Origin of the sequence: Halorhabdus sp. BNX81, assembly GCF_029229925.1 — an archaeon.
Lineage (GTDB): Archaea > Halobacteriota > Halobacteria > Halobacteriales > Haloarculaceae > Halorhabdus.
The window spans coordinates 688,312-712,213 of record NZ_CP107254.1; the positions used below are offsets into that span (position 1 = coordinate 688,312).

Consider the following 23,902-nt stretch of genomic DNA (forward strand, 5'->3'; position numbering starts at 1 on the left):
GCCGGGATAAATGCTTCCGTACCATTATCGTGTTTGATAGCAAACGCCGGCGTTCCCGCCGGAATTCGACGGTGTATTTACAGACTATTCGGAAGCGAAAAGCCGGGTGGGAACTCAAAAGACCGGGATCATGGCTGACAGCCACTCGGCGACCGGGAGTGCAAACTCGCCATACGTGAAGTATTCGATCCCGGCGAGGACATAAAGCGTCGTCCCGGCACCGCCGGCGGCCCCGATCGCTGCCCCGACTGGCAGGTCGCGATCCAGGACGGTATCGACGACGACCACGAGCGCCACGACCCCCGCGACCGCCAGGTTCAGCAGTGCGTGAAACTGCATCGCCTCGCCGATCGCCGGGTCGAGTGCGACGAACGCCACGGTGACGCCGGCGACCCCGGCCACCGAGGCCCCGAGGTATGCGTCGAGGAACTGCCGGATATCCGTCCTGAGGCTACGCCGGACGGCCGGCAGTCGCATCACGCCGTAGATCGCCACGGGCATGATCGGGACCAGATATCGCATCGTAATCTGAGAGTAAAGCGGGAGCTGAGGCAGGAACAGGAGCGTAAAGGCGACGACGAGCGTCCCCGCGAAGAGGTCTGTCTGGTATCGCGGGGTCGAGCGGATCGCCGCCAGCTGTTCGGGAAGTCTCTCACGTCCGCTTTCCAGCCCCCGTTTGCCGAGGACGATCGGGATCGCGATCAACGTCCCGAGCATCGGCGCGACTTCCAGAACAGTCAGTTCAATCGCTTCCTGGTCGTTGATGCCATACTGGACACCGGGGATGTGGCCACTTCGCAGGATGACGTGACTGAATCGGCCGATGTCCCCGAAAACGATGTTGATCCCCTCTGTGGCGTAACCCCATAACTCCCCGAGCCGTGCGATGGTCACTTCGACGCCGACGATCACCGCCGTCAGGACCGCGTTGAGAAATCCGATCGTGGTGCTCACTACGCCAGCTACCAGCCCAATTGCGCCACCGAGCAAGCCAGTGATCCGAGACCACATTCCCGGTCCGGGAGCCTGGGTGTCGCCCGGAGCGCCGGGAGTGGTCGTCTCAGCCGGTGTCGTCGTCCCTTCCGGCGTTGGGGCGGATTCACCACCAGTATCGACGATCACGTCGCCCCCGGGCCCGAGTTCGGCGATGTTTCCAACCTTCCACAACATCCGTGGTGGAGTGAACGGTGACCCGGTAATGAGGAGATTTGTCAATCCGAACGGCAACAGCGAGAGGACGAAGACGGCTCCGACGGCCATCAACTCTCGAACGCCGTTACGTTGCGCAGTCACGAGATCGAACGGCACGAGCACCACCAGCACAACCAGCGCCTCGGCGGCGTGCAACCATGCGAGCACCCCGACGGCGGCGTACGCCAGCGCTCGCGACGGAAGCGTTTGATCCGCGTTCCGACTCCGGCCGAACGCGAAGACGACGACCGCGACCAGTGCCGCCGACATGACGTGGCGTTTGGGGATCGTCGCCCAGAACGCGATCGGGAGCGCGAGCGGCGCCAATAATCCCCCGGCGAGGCCGACCCGTCGCCCGTGGAACTCGCAACCGAGTCGATATATTGCGACGGCGACGACTCCCGCCGCCAGGAGCGAGAGCAACTGAAGGGCGAGCAAGCCATTCCAACGCGGATCCAGCGGCGTCGACAGCCTGACGTTCGCGACGAACAGCCCCAGCGCGAGCAGCGTTCCCACGAGTGTCACCCGGGACCGATCCAGTACGCGGCCGAGTTGCGATGCGAACCCAGCCACGAGAAGGCTCCAGGCCCCTGCCAGGACCAGTCGCAATTCGGCGATTACCGAGGCCCCTTCGAGGAGCCAGTAAAAGGGCAACGCGAGTGCTGCCTGCCCGTAGTTTCGGCCGAAGACCTGCCCGCCGTGCCGGTACAATCCCGGTTGGGAGCCCAGCGTCAGCGAGTATTCGATGTGAGCAATGTTGAGACGACCCTCGGACAGGTTGATGACCGTATTCGCAATGGCGTACGTGTCCGTGATGAAAAAGCCGACCCGCCAGAGAGCCGCCAGCGAAGCGATGACTCCCAGAAACAGCGTCAGCCCGACTCGATCACCGAACAGGACTGGGACGGCACGGTGACGTACCTCTCGCCCGAGTGCACTGATCCGCTCGCGAATGTCGGCCGTCCGCTCCCGATTCACTGTTCCACCTCGATCGTGACGGATTCGTTGAAGACGGTTCGATCGGTCGACAACGACTGGACGCGGACGCTCAGAGCCCCGTCGTAGCGGTCGGCCGAGAGCTGTCCGGGGACGAACGCCACGTCGTCCAGCCGGACGGTGATGTCACCGGGACCAGCAAGCAGCCGGGTCTCCGCGTGGTCAACATCGAGTTTCGGGACGACCAGGCGGTAGACGATCCGTGGTTCGCCCTCGACGGCGTCGATTGACAGCTTCGCGTCAGGGATTCGGAGGTAAGAGACAGCGGTCCCGAAACGGCCCGGGGTGATCTGAACCGCGTCCGCATCGACAGCCACGGTCGAGACCGTCGCGTTACCGTCGCCGATCGTCGCCGGCGGACCGCTTCCGCCGAAGGACAGTCCGGGCACGAGCGGGCCGGAGAACACGAGTGTGACGATCACGACGCCGATCAGCAACTGCTGGCTCAGACTGACCGGATCGCCGAACAGTGGATCGAACGCCCGGGCCATCTCAGAGTTCGAAACCGTCCTCGCCGATCGCTTCCATGAGTTCCCCGATCGTATCGTCCGGGCCGAGCCCCCGAGCCTTGATCGCTGCCGAGAGACTTTCCGTCGGGTAACTGATCGGCACGTTCGATTCGGTGAGCAGGATGCCGAGGATCTCCTCGACGGGCGTCTCGCTGTCGATGTGCTGGGCGTACCACAGGATCAGGCTCTCGAAGATCGTCACCACGTCGTTGGACATCATCCGGCGCTGGGACACCCGGCCGTCGAAGGTCGCCGTGACGTGAAAGCCGTACCGGGAGTCCGCCGTGTTGAACGAGTCACGCAGCCACGCCTCGACGTCCGCTTCAGTTAGTTCGCCCGTGGCGGTCGCGTCGTCCTGCCACGGCTCGCCCGACGATTGCGAGGTATCACTGGCTTCGTGCGACGGTGGTGGCGACTGTTGTTCGGGTTCCTCGTCGGTGTCGCCTGCCGGTTGGCTGGGCGACGACTCTGTGGTCGTCTCGCTCGTTTCGATCCCGTCGACGTCGCCGATCGGATCGTTCGGGGAAACGACGTACCGACCGTCTTCGATCTCCGCGACGTGCTCGTCGTCGGAGATGTCGAGCTCCTCGGGGGCGAGCACGCGACCGTCGTCTTCGTCGTTGTCGTCCCCTGGTGGCATGTGTGATACTCTATGTCGGATTCCTATAACTCCGTCGGCGTGACGGCAGTGTAATCGGCGAGATTCCGTCTATCATGTCCCGTCACGCTGCGATCCGACGAAAGCAAAAAGACGTGTAGCTTAGAGGTTGACGGCGGATTTACCCGAGAGCGAATCAGGCACGACCAGCGTCACCGTGGTCTCACCGCCCGAGGAGGTACTCATCGTGATCGTGGCCGTGTCGCCACCATCGAGCGGCTGCATCGTACCCGAACCACTGAGGTTGAACAACAACACTGCACGATCTTGCTGCGAGTTCAAGGTGTCGTCAGCGCTTATCGAGCCATCGTCATCCTGGAATGTGGTGTATCTGAAGGTTTCGTCGTTGGCGTCAGCTTCTTCCGTATTACTGTTGGCAACTAACTTGTACGCACCACCTGCCTGGGTCCACTGGATCGTCATTTCTTCCAGATTTACGGCATCAGCCCCAGATGCAAGTCGGGTTGTCATGTTAACGTGGCCGACCTGCGCAGGACTGGTTCCCTCAACAACACCCTGCGTTCCGACGTGGACCAGCCGATTGGTAACCTGCTCGGCTGCCTGTTCGCCACTTTCTTCCGCGCTACTCTGGAGAAACCCGGCCGTGTTGATCAGCACGCCCGCGGCGATCGCGGCGACCAGCACCATCGCGATGAAGACGATGAGTGTGCCGATCCCGACCTGGGCTCGCTCGTTCGGTTTGTCGCTTTTGCGTTCGAACATTGTGTGCTCCGCCTGGGTTGCTCCCAGACTCTACTTCGAATGTTCCCGTACACCCTCTTAAGAATAACTTCCAAATTATCTCTTCTGAAAACCGGAATGCACGGATGAAAACCACTGGTTCAATAGGTGAGAATGTGGAACGGGACAGGTTTCCCGGAAGGAAACATCCGGGGGGATCTCCACACGGTACTAGTTTCGTGGTCCTGACCACTCACGCTTCGTAGGTGACGAGACTGTACATCACGAAGAGATAGCCGAAGGTCGTCAACCCGCTGTTGACCAACAGGAGTCCGCGCGTGCCATCGAAGTCAGTCACGAACGCGCTGATCATCGTGGCCGCCGCACCGGCCACTGCCAGGGCGAACCCAAGCGAGAGGTGTAACATCGCTCGACGTGATGTCTGGGCGTACGCACGTACTGCCATGCCGACCATCGTGAGTCCCGCAACTACGAAGACGAGGGTCAAAACTGCATAGAGGAGTTCAAGTACTGGCACTATCAGAGGGTTTCCGAGCACCCGTATTAAATCATTCCTCGAAAATATCTGCTTTGATAACGATCGACAGCGGCCTGGAGCTCCGGTATCGTAGATGGCGTCGGTCCGCTCGGTTCACGAATTACGACTCCGAGAGCGTCCGCCACGCCTCGTCGAGTTTGTTCGTCACTTCCGAGCGTTCTTCGACGTCGACCATCAGCGACTCGTCGAATCCGACCTCGATCGAATCGACGTTTCGCCGGTAGACTTTGATCCGTCGTCGATCGTCCGAGAGGACGTTATCGTGGAGTTCCAGCAAATCATGCTCGGTGAGCTCGTCGATCCGTCGATAGCAGGTCGCGATCGGGATGTCGAGTTCGTCGCTCAGATCCTGTGCCGACTTTGGCTCGTCGGTCGCGTCCAATATCTCGGCGCTGTACTTGTTCCCCAGCGTCCGCAGTAACTCGACCGATGCCATCGTTATCAGATAATGAATCAGGCCGAAAATAAAAGTATCGACGATGAAAACGCGGTGAAACAGCTATCGCAAGTCACATTCCGATTCTGTCACGAGCGTCCGCCAGCGTGGCTTTACCCATCGTTCTCACCAATTAGAATGCGGAATCAACGAGTGATACGGTCCGAAATAGGGTGAGGATTCACATTCCGGGTTTCCGTTGGTGGTGGCTCCCGTTCGGATGTGACCAGCGACTGATGTGTGCTTGGACCCAGAACTTCGAGGCGGCTCGCCCGCCCATTCACAGTGGTGGCTCGGAGTCGTTCATCCACCCATTCACAGTGGTGACTCGGAGTCGTTCATCCACCCATTCACAGTGGTGACTCGGAGTCGTTCATCCACCCATTCACAGTGGTGACTCGGAGTCGTTCATCATCGAGAACGCACTCGCGTTGTCGTGCACCTGAATGCCGCCGTGGGCGATCTCCATCGGGAAAATGTCCGTCTCGATCTCCTGTTTTCGCATCTTCGCGACCCAGACGTACCGATTAACGCCCGATTCCGTCGGGGTCTGAATGAGGTAGATGTTTCCATCCGTCAGGAAGTTCTCCAGGCCGATGTCGGTGTCGGGGAACACGGAGGATTGCTCGTTGGTCAACAGGCTGGTGAGGCCGTTCTGTTTTAGGATGTCTGTGAACTTCAGCAGATAGGTCCGGCGCTCGGCGTCGTCGTCGAAGAACAACTCGAACATGGCAAGCGAGTCCAACACGAGTCGGTCGTACTCGCCGTCCTGGATGTCATCGAGGAGGATGTCGAGCGTGTCGGTGAAGTTGTTCTCCTGTAGCAGCCGTCGTTTGTCGTAGACTTTGATGTCGCCGCGGTCCTCGAATTCGGCCCACTGGTCGAACCCGATCGACTCGGCCGCCGCTTTGAGGTCCTCACGGTTTTCCTCGAAAGACAGGAAGATCCCGCGTTCGTCGGACTCCCTGACGCCGTTGTATATGAACTGCAGACCGAGGATACTCTTGCCGGCCCCTGGCGTCCCGACAACCAGCGTCGTCGAGTTCGTGACGATGCCGCCGTTGAGAATCGAATCGAGTCCGTCAATGCCAGTTTCGGTGAGTTCTACCATCGTGGATACCCCGTGGGCGTTGCCATCTATGCCACGTTGGGGTGCCATCACTGAAAAAGGCTTCCAGATCGTCTCAGCTAAATAACCGTTTTACTCGGCATGTACCGCGACCGGATCGACCCAGATGATAAACCCGTCCTCGCGCTTGACGACGCCCTTGATCGACGCCGAGTCGGACCCGCCGGGCGAGCTGTCGACGTCGGCCTCGTCGATCTGTCTGACCTGCTGGACCTCATCGACGAGCCACCCTGCCGCCTCCTGATCCTCGATGATTTCGGGATCGAAGACGATGATCCGCCGCTCTGCCCCCTCGTCATCGATGCCGAATACGACTTTCGGGTCGACGATCGACGTCGTGCGTCCACGGAGGTCCATCACGCCCCGGACGTGCCGTGGCGAGTTCGGGACGCTCGTGACATCCCCGACATCGACGATCTCGGTGACGTGATCGATACTCACGCAGTACGTTTCCGATCCGAGCTCGAACTCGAGTACCTGGCCTAACGTGTCTGACATCTGTATATTCCCTCCCGGCGGCGCGTCGAAGTTCACTGCTGGTACCGACTGCCACCGACTGGCGCTACTGTGGATTTCGGCAAAACTACCTTAAGTGTGTCCACCAGGTTATCAACGTTGATTACGACGGCGGAGTCTTTATTTGCCCTGTTTAGCAAGGTCTCACCGGAGACAGCCACAATGTTCGGACGTCGGCCACCCGGCTGCCGTTCGGTCGGTCACATTTAAATCCGCCGCCACACAGGTCAGCACACGCAACATGTCATCACGATCATCGCCCCGGGCCGTCGTCGCCGACGACTCTCATTTCATGCGGAGCGTCATTTCCGATATCCTTGCGGAGGGTGGGATCGAGGTCGTCGCGACGGCCAGAGACGGCCGGGAGGCGATCGATGCCGTCGGCGAACACGACCCTGATGTTGTGACGATGGACGTCGAGATGCCCGAGATGAACGGCATCGAGGCGGTCGAGCGGATCATGGCCGAGCAGCCGACGCCGATCCTGATGCTCAGCGCCCATACCGACGAGAACGCAGACGTCACCTTCGAGGCCTTAGAGAAAGGGGCCGTCGACTTTTTCACCAAACCCGGCGGCGAGGTGTCGATGGAGATGTCGCGACTGAAAGATCAGCTGGTCGAGATGGTGCTGTCGGTCGCCGAAGTCGACGTCACGACCGACGCCGGTCGGACCGAACCGGCCAGCCGTTCCGAGCCGACCCTCGCGCCGGGTGACGTTCTCGAAGACGCGACGCTGGTGATCGGCTCCTCGACGGGAGGGCCGACGGTCGTCGAACAGATTCTCTCGGAACTGCCGGCCGCAGCGGAGCTGCGCATCCTCATCGTCCAGCACATGCCGACGGACTTTACCGGCCGGTTCGCTGCGCGGCTGAACAAGCGAAGCGAGTACGCCGTCCGGGAAGCCGGCGATGGTGACCGGATCGGCGGCGGCGAGGCGCTGGTCGCTGCCGGCGGCCGGCACATGGTCGTCTCGAACTACCGGAGCGGTCGACTCCGGGTGGCCCTGACCGACGAGGACCCGGTCAACAGCGTCCGCCCGTCGGTCGACGTCACCATGGAGAGCGCCGCCGAGGTCATCGACGACCCACTGGTCGGCGTTATTCTTACCGGCATGGGAACTGACGGCGCGGCCGGCATTCGAGCGATCAAGGCTGCCGGCGGCGCGACGTTTGCCCAGGACGAAGCGTCCTCGGCAGTGTACGGGATGCCGAAACGGGCCGTCGAAACCGGACAGGTCGACGAGATCTGCCCGCTCGATGACCTATCGGATCGGATACTTGAAGCGATACAACTGGAGGGACACTAACCGCATATGGACGAACAATATCTCGACGCCTTCATCCGCGAGAGCGAGGAGGCAATCACGGAGTTGAACAACTCGTTGCTCGAACTCGAATCGGATCCCAGCAACCAGGCGGCGATGGATTCGATCTTCCGGACCGCCCACACGCTGAAGGGGAACTTCGGCGCGATGGGGTTCGACGACGCAAGTAACCTGGCTCACGCCATCGAGGACCTGCTGGACGCCATGCGTCAGGGTGAAATGGACGTCACACCGGAGATCATGGATCTGGTGTTCGCGGGCGTCGACGAGATCGAAGCCATCGTTACCGAGATCGAAGAACACGGCGAATCGTCCGCCGATACAGCCGACCGGGTCGAGGACATCCGAGCGGTCATCGAAGACGGCGCTGACGCTGCCGGTGCGACGGCCGGCGACGGGGCGGCGTCCGGCTCGGACGGTGCCACCGGGGCAGACGATTCGGCCAGTGGACCGGCTGTATCGGACCACTCGATCGACGTCGAACCGATCCTCGATCGCGTTGACGTGTCCGTTCCTTCGGACGGGCCCGTCACGCTCGCCGCGGTCGACATCGGCGACGGCAACATGCAAGGTGTCGACGCGATGCTTGCGTTGGATGCCATCGAGGACGCACTCGAGGTCGTCGCGACCGATCCAAGTGCCGACGATATCGAGAACGGCGACTTCGAGGAGACCTTCTCGGTGTTCGTCGCCGCCGACGAATCGACCGTCGGCTCGGCGCTTGCCGATATCGGCCCCGTCGAATCGTCGACGGTGCAGGACGTCACGCAGGCCGTCAGGGAAGCGGACACGGCGGATTCGACCAATGAGTCAGCCGACACCGGATCGGCAAATTCGAGCGCAGCCGACACGTCCGTCGACGAGATCAAGTCCGTCCGCGTCGATGTCGATCAACTCGACGATCTCCACGGGCTGGTCGAGCAGCTTGTGACTAGCCGGATCAAACTTCGCCGGGCGGCCGAACAGAACAACGTCGATTCGACCGGCGAGACGCTCAACGAACTCGACAAGATCACGGCGAGCCTCCAGAACACCGTCATGGACATGCGGTTGATCCCGCTGCGGAAGGTCGTCGGGAAGTTCCCCCGCCTGGTGCGGGATCTCTCGCGGGACCTCGGCAAGGAGATCGACTTCTCGATCGAGGGCGAGGACATCGAACTCGACCGGACGATCCTGACCGAGATCTCCGATCCGCTGATGCACATCCTCCGGAACGCCGTCGATCACGGGATCGAACCGCCCGAAGAGCGCGAACGCAAGGGCAAGCCTCGCGAGGGCTCGATTACATTACGGGCGTCCCGCGAACGTGATCACGTCGTTATCACGGTCGAGGACGACGGGGCGGGCTTAGACGTCGAGGCGATCCGCGAGCAGGCACTCGAGAAGGGCATCCGCTCGGCGGAGGAACTCGACCGGATGGACGACTCGGCGATCTACGATCTCACCTTTCATCCCGGGTTCTCGACCGCCGAAGAGGTCACGGACACGAGCGGCCGTGGCGTCGGCATGGACGTCGTCCACGAGACGGTTTCCCAACTCGATGGCTCGGTCAACGTCGAGAGCGAATCCGGCGAGGGGACGACGGTCTCGCTTCGCCTCCCGGTGACGATGGCGATCGTGAAGGTCCTGTTCATCCAGGTCGGCGACGAGCAGTACGGCATCCCGATCAAGAACGTCGACGAGATCACTGCCGCGACCGAAGCCCGCGAGATCAACGGCGACGAGGTCATCAAACACAACGACGAGATCTACCCGGTCATCCACCTCGACGAGGCCTTCGACGTCCCGGGCGAGACGAAAAACGGTGACGGCATGTTGATCCGCGTCCGGGAGTCCGAACGCAAAGTCGCCCTCCACTGTGACGAGGTCAACAGCCAGGAGGAAGTCGTCGTCAAGCCACTGGAGGGCCTGCTTTCGGGGACGCCCGGTCTCTCCGGGACTGCCGTGATCGGCGACGGAAACATCGTCCACATCCTCGACGTCGTGACGCTGTGATCGCACATGCTTAGTGATACCCAACCCCAACCGAGAGGACGATGAGCCGCCGATCAGGATCACAGCGTGGGTTCACCTCGCTGCTCGAGTATATCGGTTCCGAGCTCGACTTCGAGTCGGACTTTTACAACGACGCGTACCTCGATCGACGTATCACGGCCCGGATCCGCCGGACTGACAGCGAGGACTATCGTGCCTACGAGCGGTTGTTGAAACGCGACGGCGAGGAAGCCGACGCGTTGCTGGATTCGCTGTCGATCAACGTCACCGGCTTTTTCCGGAACCCCGAGGCCTGGGAGCAACTCCGCCCGGTCCTCCGGGAACTGACTGACACCCACCGGACGGTCCGGGTCTGGAGCGCCCCGTGTGCCGACGGTCGGGAGCCGTACTCGCTGGCGATGCTGGCGAGCGACGACGACCGCATCGACGAGCGACGACTCGACATCCTGGCGACGGACATCAACCCGGACATCCTGACGGAAGCGCGTGCTGGCGTCTACGAGGCGTCACAGACGACCGATATCGAGTCCGAACTCGAACCGCTATCGAACGCCTCGACGTACATCGATCGCGACGGCGATACGTTCACCGTCCGTGAGTCGATCCGGGAGATGGTCTCCTTCGAGCAACACGATCTCATCCGCGGGGACCCGCAGGGCGAGTTCGACCTCATGCTGTGTCGGAACTTCCTCATCTACATCGACTCGTCGTACAAGCGACCGATTTTCGAGACGATCAGCGAGTCTCTCCGGAGTGGCGGGTATCTCATGATCGGGATGACCGAGACGATCCCGGCCCAGTGTCGTGAGACGTTCGAATCGGTCGACAAACAGCGCCGGATTTACACCAGGACGTAGCATGTCACTGTTCGAACTCCAGCGCGAAGGCGACGTCCAGGAGCTCATCAGGCTCCTCCGGGAGAGCGACAACGAGGACGTTCGGACGCGTACGGCGTCGATGCTTGGGGAGTTCGACGACCACATGGACCGGCGTGACGTCGTGAGCGCGCTCGTCCAGGCTGCCGAATCCGACGATTCGAGCGCGGTGACGGCAGCAGCCGTGGACTCGCTGGACGAACTCGGCCAGGACGCCATCGAGGCACTCATCGAGTCGATGGCCGGCGTCGACTTCGACGATGAAGGGGCAGACTGGGTTCGTGCGAAGGCCTTCATCAAGGCCCTCGACGCCGAGGTGCCCGAACTCCGGATGGCAGCCGCAAACGGGCTCGGGCAGTTCGGTGACAGCGACGCGATCGAACCGCTGGTCGGACGGTTTACCGACCCCGACCCCCGGGTCCGTGCACGGGCCGCCAGAGCGTGCGGATCGATCGGCGACCCCCGGGCCACTGACCCGCTGGAATCACTCCTGACGGACGACGCCGTGGTGGTCCGGCGGGAAGCTGCCGAGGCGCTCGGCCAGATCGGCAACCGCCAGGCGCTGGGGGCCCTGCTGGACCTCTATGACGACCCCTCCGAGCGTGTCCGACGGATCGCGGTCAACGCCTTCGGGAATTTCGAAAACGCCACCCCGGTCGACGCGCTGGTCGGGGCGCTCGGCGACGATGCGGCGGTCGTCCGGCGGACGGCCGTCTATTCGATCATTCAACTCCTCGCGAACGTCCCGACCCAAAAGAGCCACGAGATCCGCGAGACGATCGTCGACCGGCTGAGCGAGACTGACGACGCGAGCGTGGTAGCTCCGCTGGTCGAAATCTTAGAGGAAGGGACCCAGGACGCCCAGCGCCGGAACACGGCGTGGCTGCTTGGTCGTGTCGTGACCGAACCCGACGAGAGAGTGCTTGACGCGATCGTGACGGCACTCGATGACGACGATCAGATGACTTCCCAGTTCGCGGCGACGAGTCTGACTGAACTTGACGACGACAGCGTCGAAGACCGACTCCTCGACGTCGTCACTGATACTGATCGACCCACTCAGGCTCGGACGCAAGCGATCTTCGCACTCGGCAAGATCGGTGGAGACCGGACGCGCGAGACGCTCGACACGCTGCTCGACGAGACCGACGAGGAGGAGATCCGCAAACGGGCGTTCTCGGCCATCTCGAAGCTCGGAGGCCGACTGTGATCGCCTGTCAAGACGGCCGAGACGTTAATATGGCCGGCACCCAACCACCCGACACGGGTTGTCGACACCGATGAGTGAAGGCGAACGCAAACTCGCCGACAGTCGGGGAAAGTTCGTCCAGGTAGTCGAGAATGGCCGGAAACTCAACGACGTCGAGTGGATCCCTGGCCGGATTTTGCTGTCGAACAAGCGGCTTGTCCTGGCGAGCAACGACGGCAAAAAGACGATCCCGATCGCGGAGATCCGGAGCGTCAAAACCCGACAGAACGTCAACAAGGCCATCGCCAACGTCTCGGGCTACGTCTCGGTCCAGACTGGCGGTGACGTCTTCTTGCTCTCGCCCGCCGACGAGGAGTCCTTCGCTTCCGCGATCTACAGCGCCCGCCTGGATCAACAGGTCGTCCTCGCGAAACACCCCGCCGTCAAGGGCGGCGTCGTCCAGGACACGTCCTGGGAGAAAGCCCGCATCAAAGTCTCCGAGGCCTCGGTCGAACTCGCGATCTCCAGCGGCCAGTTCGTCGAGATCGACCTCGATGACGTCGGGACGATCGAGGAGACCGAGCGGACCGTCCTCGAAAAACAGCGAAACGTCCTCGAAGTCGAACACGCCATCGACGGGACGAGCGTCAAGACCTACCTCTCGGGATCCCCGAGCGACTGTTCCATCCTCGCGTCGCTCCTTCGCTCGGGCGATCAACACGTCGACTCGGACATCGAACTCACCGACGACGAACGGGAAGTGTTGATGGCGCTTTACTCGGGCGTTTCCCCCTTCGAGATTCCCGACTTCGTGGGTCTCGATGTCGAGGACGTCGAGGCCATTTTCGAGCAACTGGCCGAGCACGGCGTCGTCAAGAAAACACGCACCCGCCGGGAAGTCGGACTCAAACCCCGCGGTCGCTCGATCGCCAGCGACGTCATCGCCGATCAGTGACGCCGGTAGCCCGGTCAAACCAGCCCGTTACTCGTTGACGTCTTCGAGATGGCGGTTGACGACGACCCGCCCTTTCGACGTCAGCGCCGGTCCCGCGTCGCCGGTCGTGAGGAGTTGTTTTTCCTCAAGGTCAGTTACCAGCATCGTCACCTCGCTGGCCTCACGGTCGAGGACGTTCGCCAGCGGAATCCCCTCCATGTCGCCCGTCGAGTAGACGGCGACCAGGAGTTCGATCTCGGGGTCCGAGAGCTCGATATCCTTGAGTTCGCCCATCAGATCGGAGTACTCCAGTCGGAGGTAACGTCCGAGGAGGCTGAGCATCCGGGCGGAGGGCATCGCCGCGACGGTCGTAATCGCCTCTCCGTCGGGCATGTGCCGGACGGCCAGGACGGCACGTTCGGAGCCGGCGATCTCTCTGGTCGAGCGCTCGAACTTTGTGACTTGTGCGAGTGTCACGGTGAAGGAGTCGTTTTGGCGCTTGAACTGCACGCCCTTCGGCTGCAAGAACAGTTTCGCGGGGACGTACTCGGCATCGGTTACCCGCCCACCGATCTCGGCCGGGTGCTGTACCGTCGAGTCGGTTCCATTCAGCAGCGCCTTGAACAGCACCGTCGAGAACTTCTCGATCGTCTCGTCGTCCGCCTCGACGACGGCGACGAACCGGCTGTCACTCTTCTCGAAGGCGATCGTCACCGTCGAGTCGAAGAAGTCACCGAGATCGGGCGGGACGTGCCCCACTGCCACGTCGAAGATCGAAGACAGCGGGATCGTCGTCTTTGACTCGTCGGCCGCAAGCACCAGCCGCTTCTGACTGAGGAGCACCCGCCCCTTTACCGGCTCCGACCGGGCTGACCGTTCGGAGTTGAACGAGGCGACGAAATCCGCGATGACTGATTCCGACATGGATTCTCGTCTATCTACGCCTCGATAGGATTGGCCAACTATTGAGCGTTACGTGCGAATATCAATCGAGAGAATGCAACGCGTCGCCGGTCCGGTGGTCCGGACGGCACACTGGTCTCCCGACGATTCCGTCGGTCCGACTGTTACTCCGCGGTGAGCAACTCGCTGACGTCCCCGTCGCCGTGCTCGACGATCGTCGCGTTGACCTGCCTGACTGCGTCGCTGATCTCCCGCCCGCGAACGGTAACGCGTTTGCGTTCGCCGTCGCGCTCGGGGTTGAAACCGGTTCCACCTTCGAGCAGGATGGACTTGAGGTTCGGCCCGAGCACGTCTTCCCGAAGCGGACGGCCGGCGTCGTCGGAGCCGCCGGTCACCTCGAGGGTGAACCCGTCGAGACCGATCGCGCTTCCCTCGACCTCGTCGCCGAGTTCTCGACCCACGAAGCGGTTCGCGTCCTGTCCGTCAATGTCGACCTGATAGGTTTCGCCCGTGTCCGGATCGGCCACGGCGACAGTGAACTCAACCATACCCGAATCAAACCGGCCGCGCTAAAAAAGCCCGTCGGAACGCGGCGGTTGCCGGCCGGGACGGCTCTCGATGTCGTCTCCGGGCGCCTCACCAGGGTGCGACCAGCGCGCCGGCGTCGACGAACAGCGCCACGGCGACGACTGACGCCGCGAGGAAGAACGGACGCGCGTCGGCAGCGGGCGTGCGGACCTTCCGTTCGTCCGTCCCGTCGGCGAGTCGCGCGGCACCGATCTCCGAGAGGGCTGCGAGGGCGAGCCACAGCACGACCATGCCGACCACGAGGTGGCCCCGCGTCGTGCTGAACAGGGAATCCATGTATCCGTTGGCCGCCTGGTGACCGCCGGTCAACAGCGTCACGACCGCGCTCGCACGCGCGATCCGCTTGAACTGCGTGGTGAATCGCGACAGCGGTTCGCTATCGAGAGCCCCCTCCCTGGCCGCCGGCAGGACGGCAATAGTCATGAAGACGACGCTCCCCGTCCACACCGCAGCGAACAGCAGGTGGACGCTGCTTACGGCCACGTCTGCGAGTGTCATGGGCAAGCCAACGGCCCCGACCCCCATCAAAACACGGAATCAACACCGTCGACGCTCCTCGAAACACGGGATCGGGACTGAGGTTCCCCCTCAAAATACGGGATCGGCTTCGGTGTCGGAATCGTCGATCTCCCCGAGTTCGAGTTGATCCAGCAGGTTGACGAACGACCCCGGATCGGGGATCAGAAACAGCCTGATCTTGAACGCCTCGTCACGGTCGGTCACGTCCACGAGGCTGTCGAGGACGATCGACAACGAGTCCACCCGAACGTGAGAGAGGGCGTCCTCGGCGATCTCTTCGCCCCCGGTGAACCGGAGCGTCGGCGTCCCCATGTCGATGGTCGTCCCCAGCGTGTTGGCGATCCCGTCGATGAAGCCCGACGTGAGGATGTTACAGACTTCCTGGAGTGCGCTCTCCTGTAACTGGTTGAACTCCTCGTCGACGGTCGTCCCGGTGAGTAACTCGGCCATTTCACGGCCTGTCTCCTCGTAAAACGTAAGCAAGAAGACCCCGTACGGCGGCTCGTTGAGACGGATGCTGGCGCTGTAGATCGGATCGGTTCCGATCTCCCGGGCGATATCCGGTGGTTCGACGAACGCCAGACTCTTGATCTCGACCGTCGAGTCGACGCCGGCCAGCGATCCGAGCGAGGTGGCCGCGTTCTCCGCGCCGGCCTTGATCAGCTGGTTGATGACCCGCAATTTCCTGATGTCGATGAGCAGCGGCATCTGGTCGGTCCTACCCACACCGAACCGACACTTAGTGATTGTGTCTGACGGGACTCGGTGCTCGGATTTTTTTGTCTGGGGGGTCTATCTCCTCACGTTGATATCAATGGATTCCGGACCACCCCCTGACCTTGAGTGGTGTTACGAGGCTGTACAGGGGGTCTCTCGTACGTTTGCGCTGACCGTCGAGGCACTCGACGAGCCGATGGCATCCCAGATCGGGCTCGGGTATCTGCTCTGTCGCGTCGCCGATACCGTCGAAGATGCCGGCCATATCCCGCCTGATGAGCAGGTGTCGCTGCTCGCCACGTACGATGCCGCGCTCGATCCCGACAGCCCTGAAACGATGGTCGATTTCAGGGCCGCTGTCGATCCGTGGCTCCCGGAACCGGAACGCTCGGCGGACTGGACGGTCGTCGCGCGCGCACCGACGGTGTGGACCACGTTCGCCGATCAACCGATGGATGTCCAGGCGGCGATCGTCCCGCCCGTCAGGGAGATGGTCGACGGAATGGCGGATTTTCTCTCTCGACATGCCGACACCGGCGGGCTCCGACTTTCGGACTACGCGGAACTCGATCGGTACTGTCACTACGCCGCCGGGACTGTCGGGACCCTTATCACAAACCTTCTCACACGCGATGGGGTCTCACCTGACCGGACCGAAGCGCTGTACGACACTGCTGGATCGTTCGCTCGGCTCCTCCAACTCGTCAACGTCGCCAAGGACGTCCACGCGGACTTCGAGGAGGAGAACAACGTCTACTTGCCGGCGACGTGGCTGGCCGCGGAGGGCGTCGACCAGGAACACGTCCTTGCAGAGCGCAACCGCGATTCGGTTGCCCGGGTGGTCGAACGCACGGCCACGCGCGCCCGCTCGTTTCTGGATGACGCCCAGTCCTATCTCGAAACGATGCCGCTTTCTCACGGTAATACGCTCGCCGCCTGGTCGGTCCCGTACCTGCTGAGCGTCGGGACGCTCCGGGAACTCGAAAACCGACCGGGCGACGCGCTTACCGAATCGGGCGTCAAAGTCGATCGCGAGGAGGTATTCGCCGTAATGGCCGTTGCGAGCGACACCGACCATGAAAAACTCGGTGACCTCCGTTCCTCGATCGCGCGGGAACCATATCATCTCGTCGTCGAGTGATTGCGCTCGTTTGCCGACTGGCTCCGGTATGTCCTATCCGTCGATCGCAACTGAAAGCGCTTGCTCCAGGTCGGCTCGCAGGTCCCCGACCCCTTCGAGACCGACGCTGAGTCGAACGAGGCCGTCAGTGATGCCGTTTCGGCGTCGTTCCGCCGCCGGGACCGCGGCGTGAGTCATCGACGCCGGGTGTTCGATCAAGCTCTCGACACCCCCCAGACTCTCGGCCAGCGTGCATACGTCCGTGTTCGAGACGAACGTCTCGACCGCTTGCAGTGGCGCGTCGAGGTCGAAACTCACCATCCCACCGTAGTCATCCATCTGTCGCGTGGCAACGTCGTGGTGGGGATGTGTGGCGAGGCCCGGATAGTGGACTGTTTCGACGGCCGGTTGCTCGGCGAGCCACGATGCCAGCCCCATGGCTGTCTCGGAGTGGCGGTCCATCCGGACGGGGAGGGTTTTGATCCCGCGGAGGACGAGGAAACACGCGAAGGGGTCCGGCGTCGCCCCGACGCTGTTCTGGTAGAAGCCCAGTCGCTCGTCCAGTTCGGCGTCGTCGGTGACCAGTGCGCCGCCGACGACGTCGGAGTGACCACCGAGGTATTTCGTCAGCGAGTGCGCCACGATGTCCCCGCCGTGCTCGATCGGCCGCTGGAGATACGGCGTCGCGAACGTATTGTCGACCGCGAGCAGCGCGTCGTTCGCGTGGGTGACGCGTGCGACGGCCTCGATATCCAGCACTCGTAGAAGCGGGTTCGTCGGCGTCTCGATCCAGACGAGTTCGGTCGTGGGTCGCATCGCCGCATCCAACTCGTCGGGGTCGGTCGCGTCGACGAATGAGAATTCGAGGTCGTAGTCCTCGTAGACCTGTGTGAACAGCCGGTGGGTCCCGCCGTAGACGTCCTGGCCGACGACGACGTGGTCGCCGGCTTCGAGCAGGTTCAGGACCGTATTGATCGCGGCCATTCCGCTCGCGAACGCCCGCCCATGAGAGCCGCCTTCGAGGCTGGCAAGGTTGTCCTCCAGGGCCGTCCGGGTCGGATTCCCCGTCCGGGAGTACTCGTAGCCGCGGTCCTGGCCGGGGGCGTCCTGGGCGAACGTCGATGAGGCGTAGATCGGCGGCATGATCGCACCCGTTTCGGCGTCGGGCTCCCACCCGGCATGGATCGCCCGCGTCTCGAACACCGTCGGCTCGCTGTCACTCTCGTCGATCATTCCTTTCCCTCCCACTCGTCGAACGCCCCATAGATGTTCTTCGAGAGATATCGCTCGCTCCCGTCCGGGAAGACCGTCACGACGGTGTCATGGGGCGCGTCCCGGTCGCCCGCCGCAATCTCTCTGGCCACCCGCCGGGCGGCCACACTTGCTGCCCCGGAACTGGATCCCACGAGGTGGCCCTCCTCGGCGGCGAGGCGCTGTACTTCGGCGTGGGCTTCCCGATCCCCGACCGTCAGGAAGTCGTCGATCTCGTCGGACTCCAGCAGCTCCGTGACTCCGGGGTCGTGTGTCCCGATCCCCTCCGTCTTGTAGGGTTCCTCCTCGCGCGGCTTCCCGACCAGTGTGCCGAACGTCGACCCCGCCGGTTCGACGGCGACGACGTGGACGTCCGGGACCGCCTCCCGGACGGCCCGGGCGATCCCCGTCAGGGTCCCACCCGAGCCCACGCCGACGACGATCGCCCCGACCTCGCCGTCGAGGGCCTCGAGGATCTCCGGCCCGGTCGTCCGGTAGTGGGCCTCGACGTTCAGCGGCGTCGAAAACTGTTGGGGGACGGTAGCGTCGTCTCTGCCTTCGGCGATCTCGTGTGCGCGCTCGATCGCGCCGTCCATCCCGCCCTCGCCCGGCACGTGGATGATCTCGCCGCCGAGGGCGGCCATCAACCGTTCCTTCTCCGGGCTGAAGCCCTCCGGAACGACGAAGATCGCGTCAAGGTCGTGTCGGCCGGCCGCGATCGCCATTCCGATGCCGGTGTTGCCGGCCGTCGGCTCGACGATCGTCCCGCCTGGCGAGACCGCCCCGCGCTCCAGCAATTGTTCGACGATGTGCTTGCCGATCCGGTCCTTGACGCTGCCGCCCGGGTTGAACGTCTCCACCTTCGCGTATATCTCCGCCCCGTCGACGCTGTCGAGTTCGACAAGGGGTGTTCGGTCGATCGTTTCGAGTACGGATGTCGCAGGTTCGTGATGTGTCGTCATGTCTCTGGGCTGTGTTGCATTCGTCTGTCACCGATGCGAGCCGCCACGCAGCGTATCAACAACAGCGACAACAGCCAAGAGACGGTGAGAAGGAGCGTTGATCGTGAACCCGTGCCCGTCGGCGTGCCCGCGGCTGTCGGTGGGGCACCATCGGTTGATCCCAGTCACGCCGCCTGCTTGAGGTGGCGCCCGGAATCGAATGGGTTCGACCCATACTGACGAAAATGTGTGGGCGCTTTATGCCGCTTTCTGTTTGAGATCGCCGAAGAGGTCCGCGTCCTGACTCGAACGAGCCGAACTCGCTTCTCGACCGGCCCACTGTATTTGCTATAGCGTAATATGATTTATGCGGTGGCAGACAGACAGCTCACTGGCGAGATATTCGTCGGTCATCCGCGGATTTCAGGCCAGTTGCTCGGCGATAGCGCTCTCGAGCCGGTCGATGAACTCCTCTCGGCGGGCCGCCGGGATCGTCGCGCCGGCGGCGATGTCGTGGCCCCCGCCGTCCCCACCCACTGCGACGCTCGCCGTGTGGATCGAATCCGAGAGGTCCAGCCCCTGGCGAACGAGCGTAGCTGTCCCCCGGGCCGAAACCTTCCGCTCGTCCTCGGACTTCCGGGCGAAGGCGACGATCGGCCGTTCGCGGTCGACGCCGGGGAGTCCGAGTGCCATGCCGGCGACGATCCCGACGATCGTCTCCCGGATAGCGTCGTCGGCGTCGAACCACTGGACTGTCTCGCCCGATTCGACGCCGTTCTCGCGGACGTACTCAAGGCCCTCCGAAAGGTTCCGCCGGTGATTCGCGAGCAATCGACGGGCGCGTTCGAGGGCTTCCTCGCGGTCGCCGAGACAGACTGCCAGCCCCACGTCGGCGCGTTCGTAGCGTGCGGTCGCGTTAAGAAGGGTCGAGAACTCGCTTGCGTCCCGAAGTTCCGTGCCCTGCGTCTCTTCTGAGAGCGTATAACTCGTCCCGACGAGTGAGTCGATCCGGTCCGCCGGCACGCCACGCTCGACACCACGCTGTACGAGCCCGCTGACGACCGTCTGACGCTCTTCCGCGGAGAGATCGACCCATCGACGCCACTCGCCATCCACTTCGAGATCGATCCCGAGCGATTCCAGGAAGTCGATCGCGCCGGCTTCGTCGCCCGAAACCCCGGGAATCTGGGGTTGATCGGCGTATTCGAGCAGCTTCGGCAGCGGTCGGGTCTGTTTGCCATACAGCGCGATGTCGGTCGCCTCCTCGAGGACGCCTGCCCCCATTCCGTCCTCGACGATCGCCCGGTTGGCCCCGACGAGCTCGCCCCCGACGGCCTGCATGTCGCCGACGGCCCCGACCACCGCGAGCGCGGCGAGGTCACGATTGTCATTGTCTTCCTCCAACGCGCGTGCGAGGAGGTAACTTGCCCCAGCCCCCGAGAGTTCGGATGCGCCGTCGATCCCTTCGAGGAGGGGATTGAGGTGATAGCGCGTCTCGGCGTCGGCCGGCTGGTGATGGTCGACGACGATCGGCTCGAAATCACCGTGCTGCTCGTGGTTCGCGATCACGTCGAGTTGGCCGCTCCCGAAGTCGGTGAAAAGCACCGTCTGAAAGTCTCGTGCGGCGATCGACGCGATTTCCTCGTCGTCGAGCTGGTTTTTGAAAACCGTGGTGGTGGGGATGCCCGCCCGTTCGAGGGCCGTCGTGGCGATCCCGGCACTCGTCAGCCCGTCGGCGTCGATGTGAGAGGCCAGGAGTACTGCTTCGGCCCGTCGAAGGCGATCGGCACACTCCGCGGCTCGATCGGCGAGTTTCGGCACGGGTGCCATCGCTACCTCTTGGTTCGGACAGCGATAAAAACGTCAGGATCGGACGGATAAATCACATGCCGCTATATCAATGGTGGATGGCGCGGTATCTGCTCGTCAACCCGGAAATCGGCCGACCAGATCGTGAGCGCTTCCGGTCGATTACCGTGGTGCGCTTGACGGCGATTCGGTTGGCTCATGCCACGGGTCAAAAGTCAGCTCCGCACGGCCACAGCGACGCGGTCAGTCCGAACTTGCTGTCTCTCGATCCATCAGTGTCCGTCCCCCGATGTACAGCACACTCATCGTCGCGCCCCAGATCAGGTGGGTGAGCAACGACGGAAGCGACAGGCTCGGCAGCATCGCCGGCTCGCCGACGAGGCGCAACCAGAGTGGCATAATGACGCCTGCGGCGACGAGCCAGAGGGCGATCGCCCACCCCATCCCGACTGCCAGACACCATCTGACGTCTTCGGCGTAGGGGTCGGGGACGGACGCGAGGATTCCAGCGTACATCAACCCGAAGACGACGCTGTGGAACTCGTGGGTAATCCAGCCGACGAGTGGCTGGGCGCTCCCGTACAGCGAGCCGATGATCGGTACCACACCCGATGTCGCCTGCCCGACGACGCCCATCGTGACGCCGGCGACCAGCGACGCCACGACAGCCATCCCCATTTCGACACGGGAAACGCCGAAAGAATCGGCGGCCCGGACAGTCGATCGCCCGGGGTGAGTCCCGGTTGATGCCAGCGGGATCGCCAGATCGATCGTGGTCGTCTCGCCATCGTCGCTCGTTTCGGCGTGGCCGCCGATCGTATCGAGGACAAGCCTGACGACGTTGAGCCCGAATCCGCTTGCCGGGTCGTCGTAGTCGCCGCTGGTCCCCTCTTCGAGGATTGCCCGCTGGGAGTTGGTCAACGCCGCTCCGTCGTCCGTGATCCGGAGATGGGCAAATCGATCGTCGTACTCGATGGCGATCGAAACCTGCGTGGGGCCGTTGTCACGGTCGGCCCCCCGCCGGAGGACGTGCTCGATCGCGCGGACGAGCATTTCGTTGCCCCAGACCGTCACCGATTCGTTCGGCCGGCGTTGGACCTCGTAGGAACATTCCGCCACTTCCTCGGAGACAGTGCCGACAGCCCGATCGACCGTCGTCGTTACGTCCATCGCGTCGAGTCCGCGCCTGGCACTTTCGGTCGTGCGAGCCAGGTGTTTGACGTCTTCGACGGTCCGCTGGATACCGTTCGACTGGGTCTGTACTGTCTCGACGACGCGATCTTGCAGCTCCGGATCGTCGCGTTCGCTGAGAATACCGATCTGACCGTCGATCACCAGCACGGCGTTGAGAACCCGATCGCGCAGACTTCGGTTGAGAATCTCCAGGCGGTCGGTCTGCTGTTTGAGTTCCTCGCGCTGGCGTCGGTTCTCGGCAGCATAGACGCCCGTCAGTGCGCCACCCATGGCCCCGCCAATCAGGAAGTTCGACAGGGCCGGTTGCCATTGGACGCCACCGAGCTCCCCCATCTCGTCGACGCCCGATCCCATCAGCGTCAGGACGACGAGCAGAAACATTCCGGACGCGCCGATCGCCGTCCAGAGGGCTGTGGTTCGGACGTAGCGTCGATCGAACGAGCCGACGGTCAACGCGACCCCGAATGCCGATAGGGTCAGGCCGAGCGTCAGTGGGACGATGCCAGCAAAGGCAAACCGCAACGGTTGCTCTCCGACGGTGAACGTCACGGTAACGCGAGTCAGGCCGAACCCGATCACCGCCACGATCAACCCAGCCGGTGAGAGGCGACGGTTCACGGCGGATCTCAGTCCGAACAAAGACACGGTGTTCCAAGGGCGGTCGCTGCTGGCAAAATACCTTGGGTGGAGCAACCGGTAGTGTTCAGATAAGGATCTGTCCAGAGTGAGACTGCCCTGAAAGCCCTCACCAGTTTCGGTCCCGCGACTCGCTGCGCGCTTCGAGCCTTTCAGGCTCTGCAGTGCTTGCTTCGTCGGGGTTCCCGAAAGGGGAGGTCGGCGTTGCCGACCTCCTCAAACCGTGGCGGCAGGGAGACGGCGTCGCCGTCTCCATTCGAGGCGGTGCAACCGCCTCGCAGCCGCCACGCGTGGCTCGCCCTTTCATTTTACCAGAAGACGCAGTCTTCTGGTCGCCCGAAAATCTTCGATTTTCGCAGGCCGCCAGGATTCGGCTGGAAAGCCAGCAGAAACAGACTCTTTGCTCGGTGCTTATCTGAACACCGTCGAGCAACCCCGTTCGTTGTGAGGGAGGGCGGCTATCGATCGAGCTCGTCGACGGCTTCGGTGGCCAGTGCCTCGAACTCGGCCGTTTCGGGGACGACGTCGACCGCGATCCCCTGCTCGCTGGCGGTCTCCCGTGTCGGCTCACCGATCGTCCCGACGACTGCGTCGGCCACTCCGTCGATCACCGCCTCCCGCTGGCCTCGCTCGCCCGCGATCGCCAGGAAGTGCTCGACCGTCAACGAGGAAGTGAAAAGCGCTGCGTCGAGGGTTCCGTCGACAGCGAGCTGTACGGATTCTCCCGCTTCTTCGGGTCGGACGAGCCGATAGAGCACCGTCTCGTGGACGTACGCGCCGGCCGACTCCAGCCCGTCCAGCAACACGTCGCTGCCGTGGTCGCTGCGGGCGACCTCGACTCCCAGCCCGTCGACTTGCTCCCCGAGTGCATCGACGAGTCCGGACGAGGAGTACGTCTCGGGGACGACGTCGACCTCGATTCCGTTCGCCCGGAGTGCCTCGGCCGTCGGCTCGCCGATCGCACACACTGTCGCGTCGCCGGGCGTCCAGTCGTCGGCCACCAGTTCGGCCCCGGTTTTGCTCGTGAAGATAACGACGGCCGCATCTGTACGGGGCTGAGCTCCGGTCGGCTCGACGCTGAGCATCGGGTCGGCGATCGGCTTCACGTCGAGCGATTCGAGGAGTTCGACCGCCGTCTCCAGTCGCTCGTCGTCCGGGCGGAAGACGGCGACAGTCGGCCGGTTGTCAGTCATGTCTCTCCCTCCCGGTGCGGTGAGTGCCGGCGACCGGCC

23 protein-coding genes are annotated in these 23,902 nt (G+C 63.0%); 6 read left to right on the plus strand and 17 right to left on the minus strand.

Annotated elements, in window-relative coordinates; all coding sequences use genetic code 11:
- Positions 1 to 114: 114 nt before the first annotated feature.
- The 8 genes from HBNXHr_RS03300 to HBNXHr_RS03335 form a co-directional block, all read right to left on the minus strand.
- Positions 115 to 2,169, minus strand: a complete 2,055-nt coding sequence (locus tag HBNXHr_RS03300; RefSeq protein ID WP_275883163.1) for a hypothetical protein — start codon at positions 2,167 to 2,169, stop codon at positions 115 to 117.
- The gene (locus HBNXHr_RS03305; RefSeq protein WP_275739459.1) at positions 2,166 to 2,678 is read right to left on the minus strand and encodes a hypothetical protein; all 513 of its coding nucleotides are present in this window, start codon (positions 2,676 to 2,678) and stop codon (positions 2,166 to 2,168) included. Before HBNXHr_RS03305 ends, HBNXHr_RS03300 begins: the two co-directional genes overlap by 4 nt.
- A 1-nt stretch (position 2,679) precedes the next feature.
- On the minus strand, positions 2,680 to 3,336 hold the full coding sequence (locus HBNXHr_RS03310; RefSeq protein WP_275739461.1) for a hypothetical protein: 657 nt from the start codon (positions 3,334 to 3,336) through the stop codon (positions 2,680 to 2,682).
- A gap of 120 nt (positions 3,337 to 3,456) precedes the next feature.
- Positions 3,457 to 4,077, minus strand: a complete 621-nt coding sequence (locus HBNXHr_RS03315; RefSeq protein ID WP_275883164.1) for an archaellin/type IV pilin N-terminal domain-containing protein — start codon at positions 4,075 to 4,077, stop codon at positions 3,457 to 3,459.
- A gap of 211 nt (positions 4,078 to 4,288) precedes the next feature.
- On the minus strand, positions 4,289 to 4,573 hold the full coding sequence (locus HBNXHr_RS03320) for a hypothetical protein (RefSeq protein ID WP_275739465.1): 285 nt from the start codon (positions 4,571 to 4,573) through the stop codon (positions 4,289 to 4,291).
- 121 nt (positions 4,574 to 4,694) lie between these two features.
- Complete coding sequence (locus tag HBNXHr_RS03325; RefSeq protein ID WP_275739467.1) at positions 4,695 to 5,030, minus strand: helix-turn-helix domain-containing protein; 336 nt, start codon at positions 5,028 to 5,030, stop codon at positions 4,695 to 4,697.
- 385 nt (positions 5,031 to 5,415) lie between these two features.
- Positions 5,416 to 6,141, minus strand: a complete 726-nt coding sequence (locus tag HBNXHr_RS03330; RefSeq protein ID WP_275739470.1) for an ATPase domain-containing protein — start codon at positions 6,139 to 6,141, stop codon at positions 5,416 to 5,418.
- A 90-nt stretch (positions 6,142 to 6,231) separates the two neighbouring features.
- Positions 6,232 to 6,657 (minus strand): chemotaxis protein CheW, encoded by a 426-nt coding sequence (locus HBNXHr_RS03335; RefSeq protein ID WP_275883165.1) that lies wholly within the window; start codon positions 6,655 to 6,657, stop codon positions 6,232 to 6,234.
- A 259-nt stretch (positions 6,658 to 6,916) separates the two neighbouring features.
- Here HBNXHr_RS03335 and HBNXHr_RS03340 point away from each other — a divergent pair, with 259 nt between their 5' ends.
- From HBNXHr_RS03340 to HBNXHr_RS03360, 5 genes are all read left to right on the plus strand, one after another.
- Positions 6,917 to 7,981, plus strand: a complete 1,065-nt coding sequence (locus HBNXHr_RS03340) for a chemotaxis response regulator protein-glutamate methylesterase (protein WP_275739474.1) — start codon at positions 6,917 to 6,919, stop codon at positions 7,979 to 7,981.
- A gap of 6 nt (positions 7,982 to 7,987) precedes the next feature.
- Positions 7,988 to 9,994: a chemotaxis protein CheA gene (cheA, locus tag HBNXHr_RS03345; RefSeq protein WP_275883166.1), complete on the plus strand. Its 2,007-nt coding sequence runs from the start codon at positions 7,988 to 7,990 to the stop codon at positions 9,992 to 9,994.
- A 41-nt stretch (positions 9,995 to 10,035) separates the two neighbouring features.
- Entirely contained in the window at positions 10,036 to 10,851 is an 816-nt protein-coding gene (locus tag HBNXHr_RS03350; protein ID WP_275883167.1) for a protein-glutamate O-methyltransferase CheR, read from the plus strand.
- A gap of 1 nt (position 10,852) precedes the next feature.
- Complete coding sequence (locus tag HBNXHr_RS03355; protein ID WP_275739482.1) at positions 10,853 to 12,079, plus strand: HEAT repeat domain-containing protein; 1,227 nt, start codon at positions 10,853 to 10,855, stop codon at positions 12,077 to 12,079.
- A 70-nt stretch (positions 12,080 to 12,149) separates the two neighbouring features.
- Positions 12,150 to 13,013: a CheF family chemotaxis protein gene (locus tag HBNXHr_RS03360; protein ID WP_275739483.1), complete on the plus strand. Its 864-nt coding sequence runs from the start codon at positions 12,150 to 12,152 to the stop codon at positions 13,011 to 13,013.
- Positions 13,014 to 13,040: 27 nt separating this feature from the next.
- Here HBNXHr_RS03360 and HBNXHr_RS03365 read toward each other — a convergent pair whose 3' ends face one another.
- From HBNXHr_RS03365 to HBNXHr_RS03380, 4 genes are all read right to left on the minus strand, one after another.
- Positions 13,041 to 13,916, minus strand: coding sequence for a CheF family chemotaxis protein (locus tag HBNXHr_RS03365; RefSeq protein ID WP_275739485.1), 876 nt, complete (start codon positions 13,914 to 13,916; stop codon positions 13,041 to 13,043).
- A 143-nt stretch (positions 13,917 to 14,059) separates the two neighbouring features.
- The gene (locus HBNXHr_RS03370; protein WP_275739487.1) at positions 14,060 to 14,443 is read right to left on the minus strand and encodes a 30S ribosomal protein S6e; all 384 of its coding nucleotides are present in this window, start codon (positions 14,441 to 14,443) and stop codon (positions 14,060 to 14,062) included.
- 88 nt (positions 14,444 to 14,531) lie between these two features.
- On the minus strand, positions 14,532 to 14,981 hold the full coding sequence (locus HBNXHr_RS03375) for a CopD family protein (RefSeq protein ID WP_275883168.1): 450 nt from the start codon (positions 14,979 to 14,981) through the stop codon (positions 14,532 to 14,534).
- Positions 14,982 to 15,071: 90 nt separating this feature from the next.
- Complete coding sequence (locus HBNXHr_RS03380) at positions 15,072 to 15,710, minus strand: chemotaxis protein CheC (protein WP_275739491.1); 639 nt, start codon at positions 15,708 to 15,710, stop codon at positions 15,072 to 15,074.
- Between the two features lie 106 nt (positions 15,711 to 15,816).
- Here HBNXHr_RS03380 and HBNXHr_RS03385 point away from each other — a divergent pair, with 106 nt between their 5' ends.
- Positions 15,817 to 16,860: a phytoene/squalene synthase family protein gene (locus tag HBNXHr_RS03385; RefSeq protein ID WP_275739493.1), complete on the plus strand. Its 1,044-nt coding sequence runs from the start codon at positions 15,817 to 15,819 to the stop codon at positions 16,858 to 16,860.
- A gap of 33 nt (positions 16,861 to 16,893) precedes the next feature.
- Here the strand turns inward: HBNXHr_RS03385 and HBNXHr_RS03390 are convergent, their stop codons facing one another.
- The 5 genes from HBNXHr_RS03390 to HBNXHr_RS03410 all read right to left on the minus strand — a co-directional run bounded on the left by HBNXHr_RS03390 (position 16,894) and on the right by HBNXHr_RS03410 (position 23,863).
- Positions 16,894 to 18,072, minus strand: coding sequence for a cystathionine gamma-synthase (locus HBNXHr_RS03390; RefSeq protein WP_275883170.1), 1,179 nt, complete (start codon positions 18,070 to 18,072; stop codon positions 16,894 to 16,896).
- On the minus strand, positions 18,069 to 19,052 hold the full coding sequence (locus HBNXHr_RS03395; protein ID WP_275883171.1) for a cysteine synthase family protein: 984 nt from the start codon (positions 19,050 to 19,052) through the stop codon (positions 18,069 to 18,071). The genes HBNXHr_RS03390 and HBNXHr_RS03395 overlap by 4 nt, the downstream gene beginning before the upstream one ends.
- 402 nt (positions 19,053 to 19,454) lie before the next feature.
- A complete protein-coding gene (locus HBNXHr_RS03400; protein WP_275883172.1) occupies positions 19,455 to 20,861 on the minus strand; it encodes a DHH family phosphoesterase in 1,407 nt (468 codons plus the stop codon).
- Positions 20,862 to 21,083: 222 nt separating this feature from the next.
- Positions 21,084 to 22,652, minus strand: a complete 1,569-nt coding sequence (locus HBNXHr_RS03405; protein ID WP_275883173.1) for an ATP-binding protein — start codon at positions 22,650 to 22,652, stop codon at positions 21,084 to 21,086.
- A gap of 476 nt (positions 22,653 to 23,128) precedes the next feature.
- A complete protein-coding gene (locus HBNXHr_RS03410) occupies positions 23,129 to 23,863 on the minus strand; it encodes a uroporphyrinogen-III synthase (protein WP_275883174.1) in 735 nt (244 codons plus the stop codon).
- Between the last annotated feature and the right edge of the window lie 39 nt (positions 23,864 to 23,902).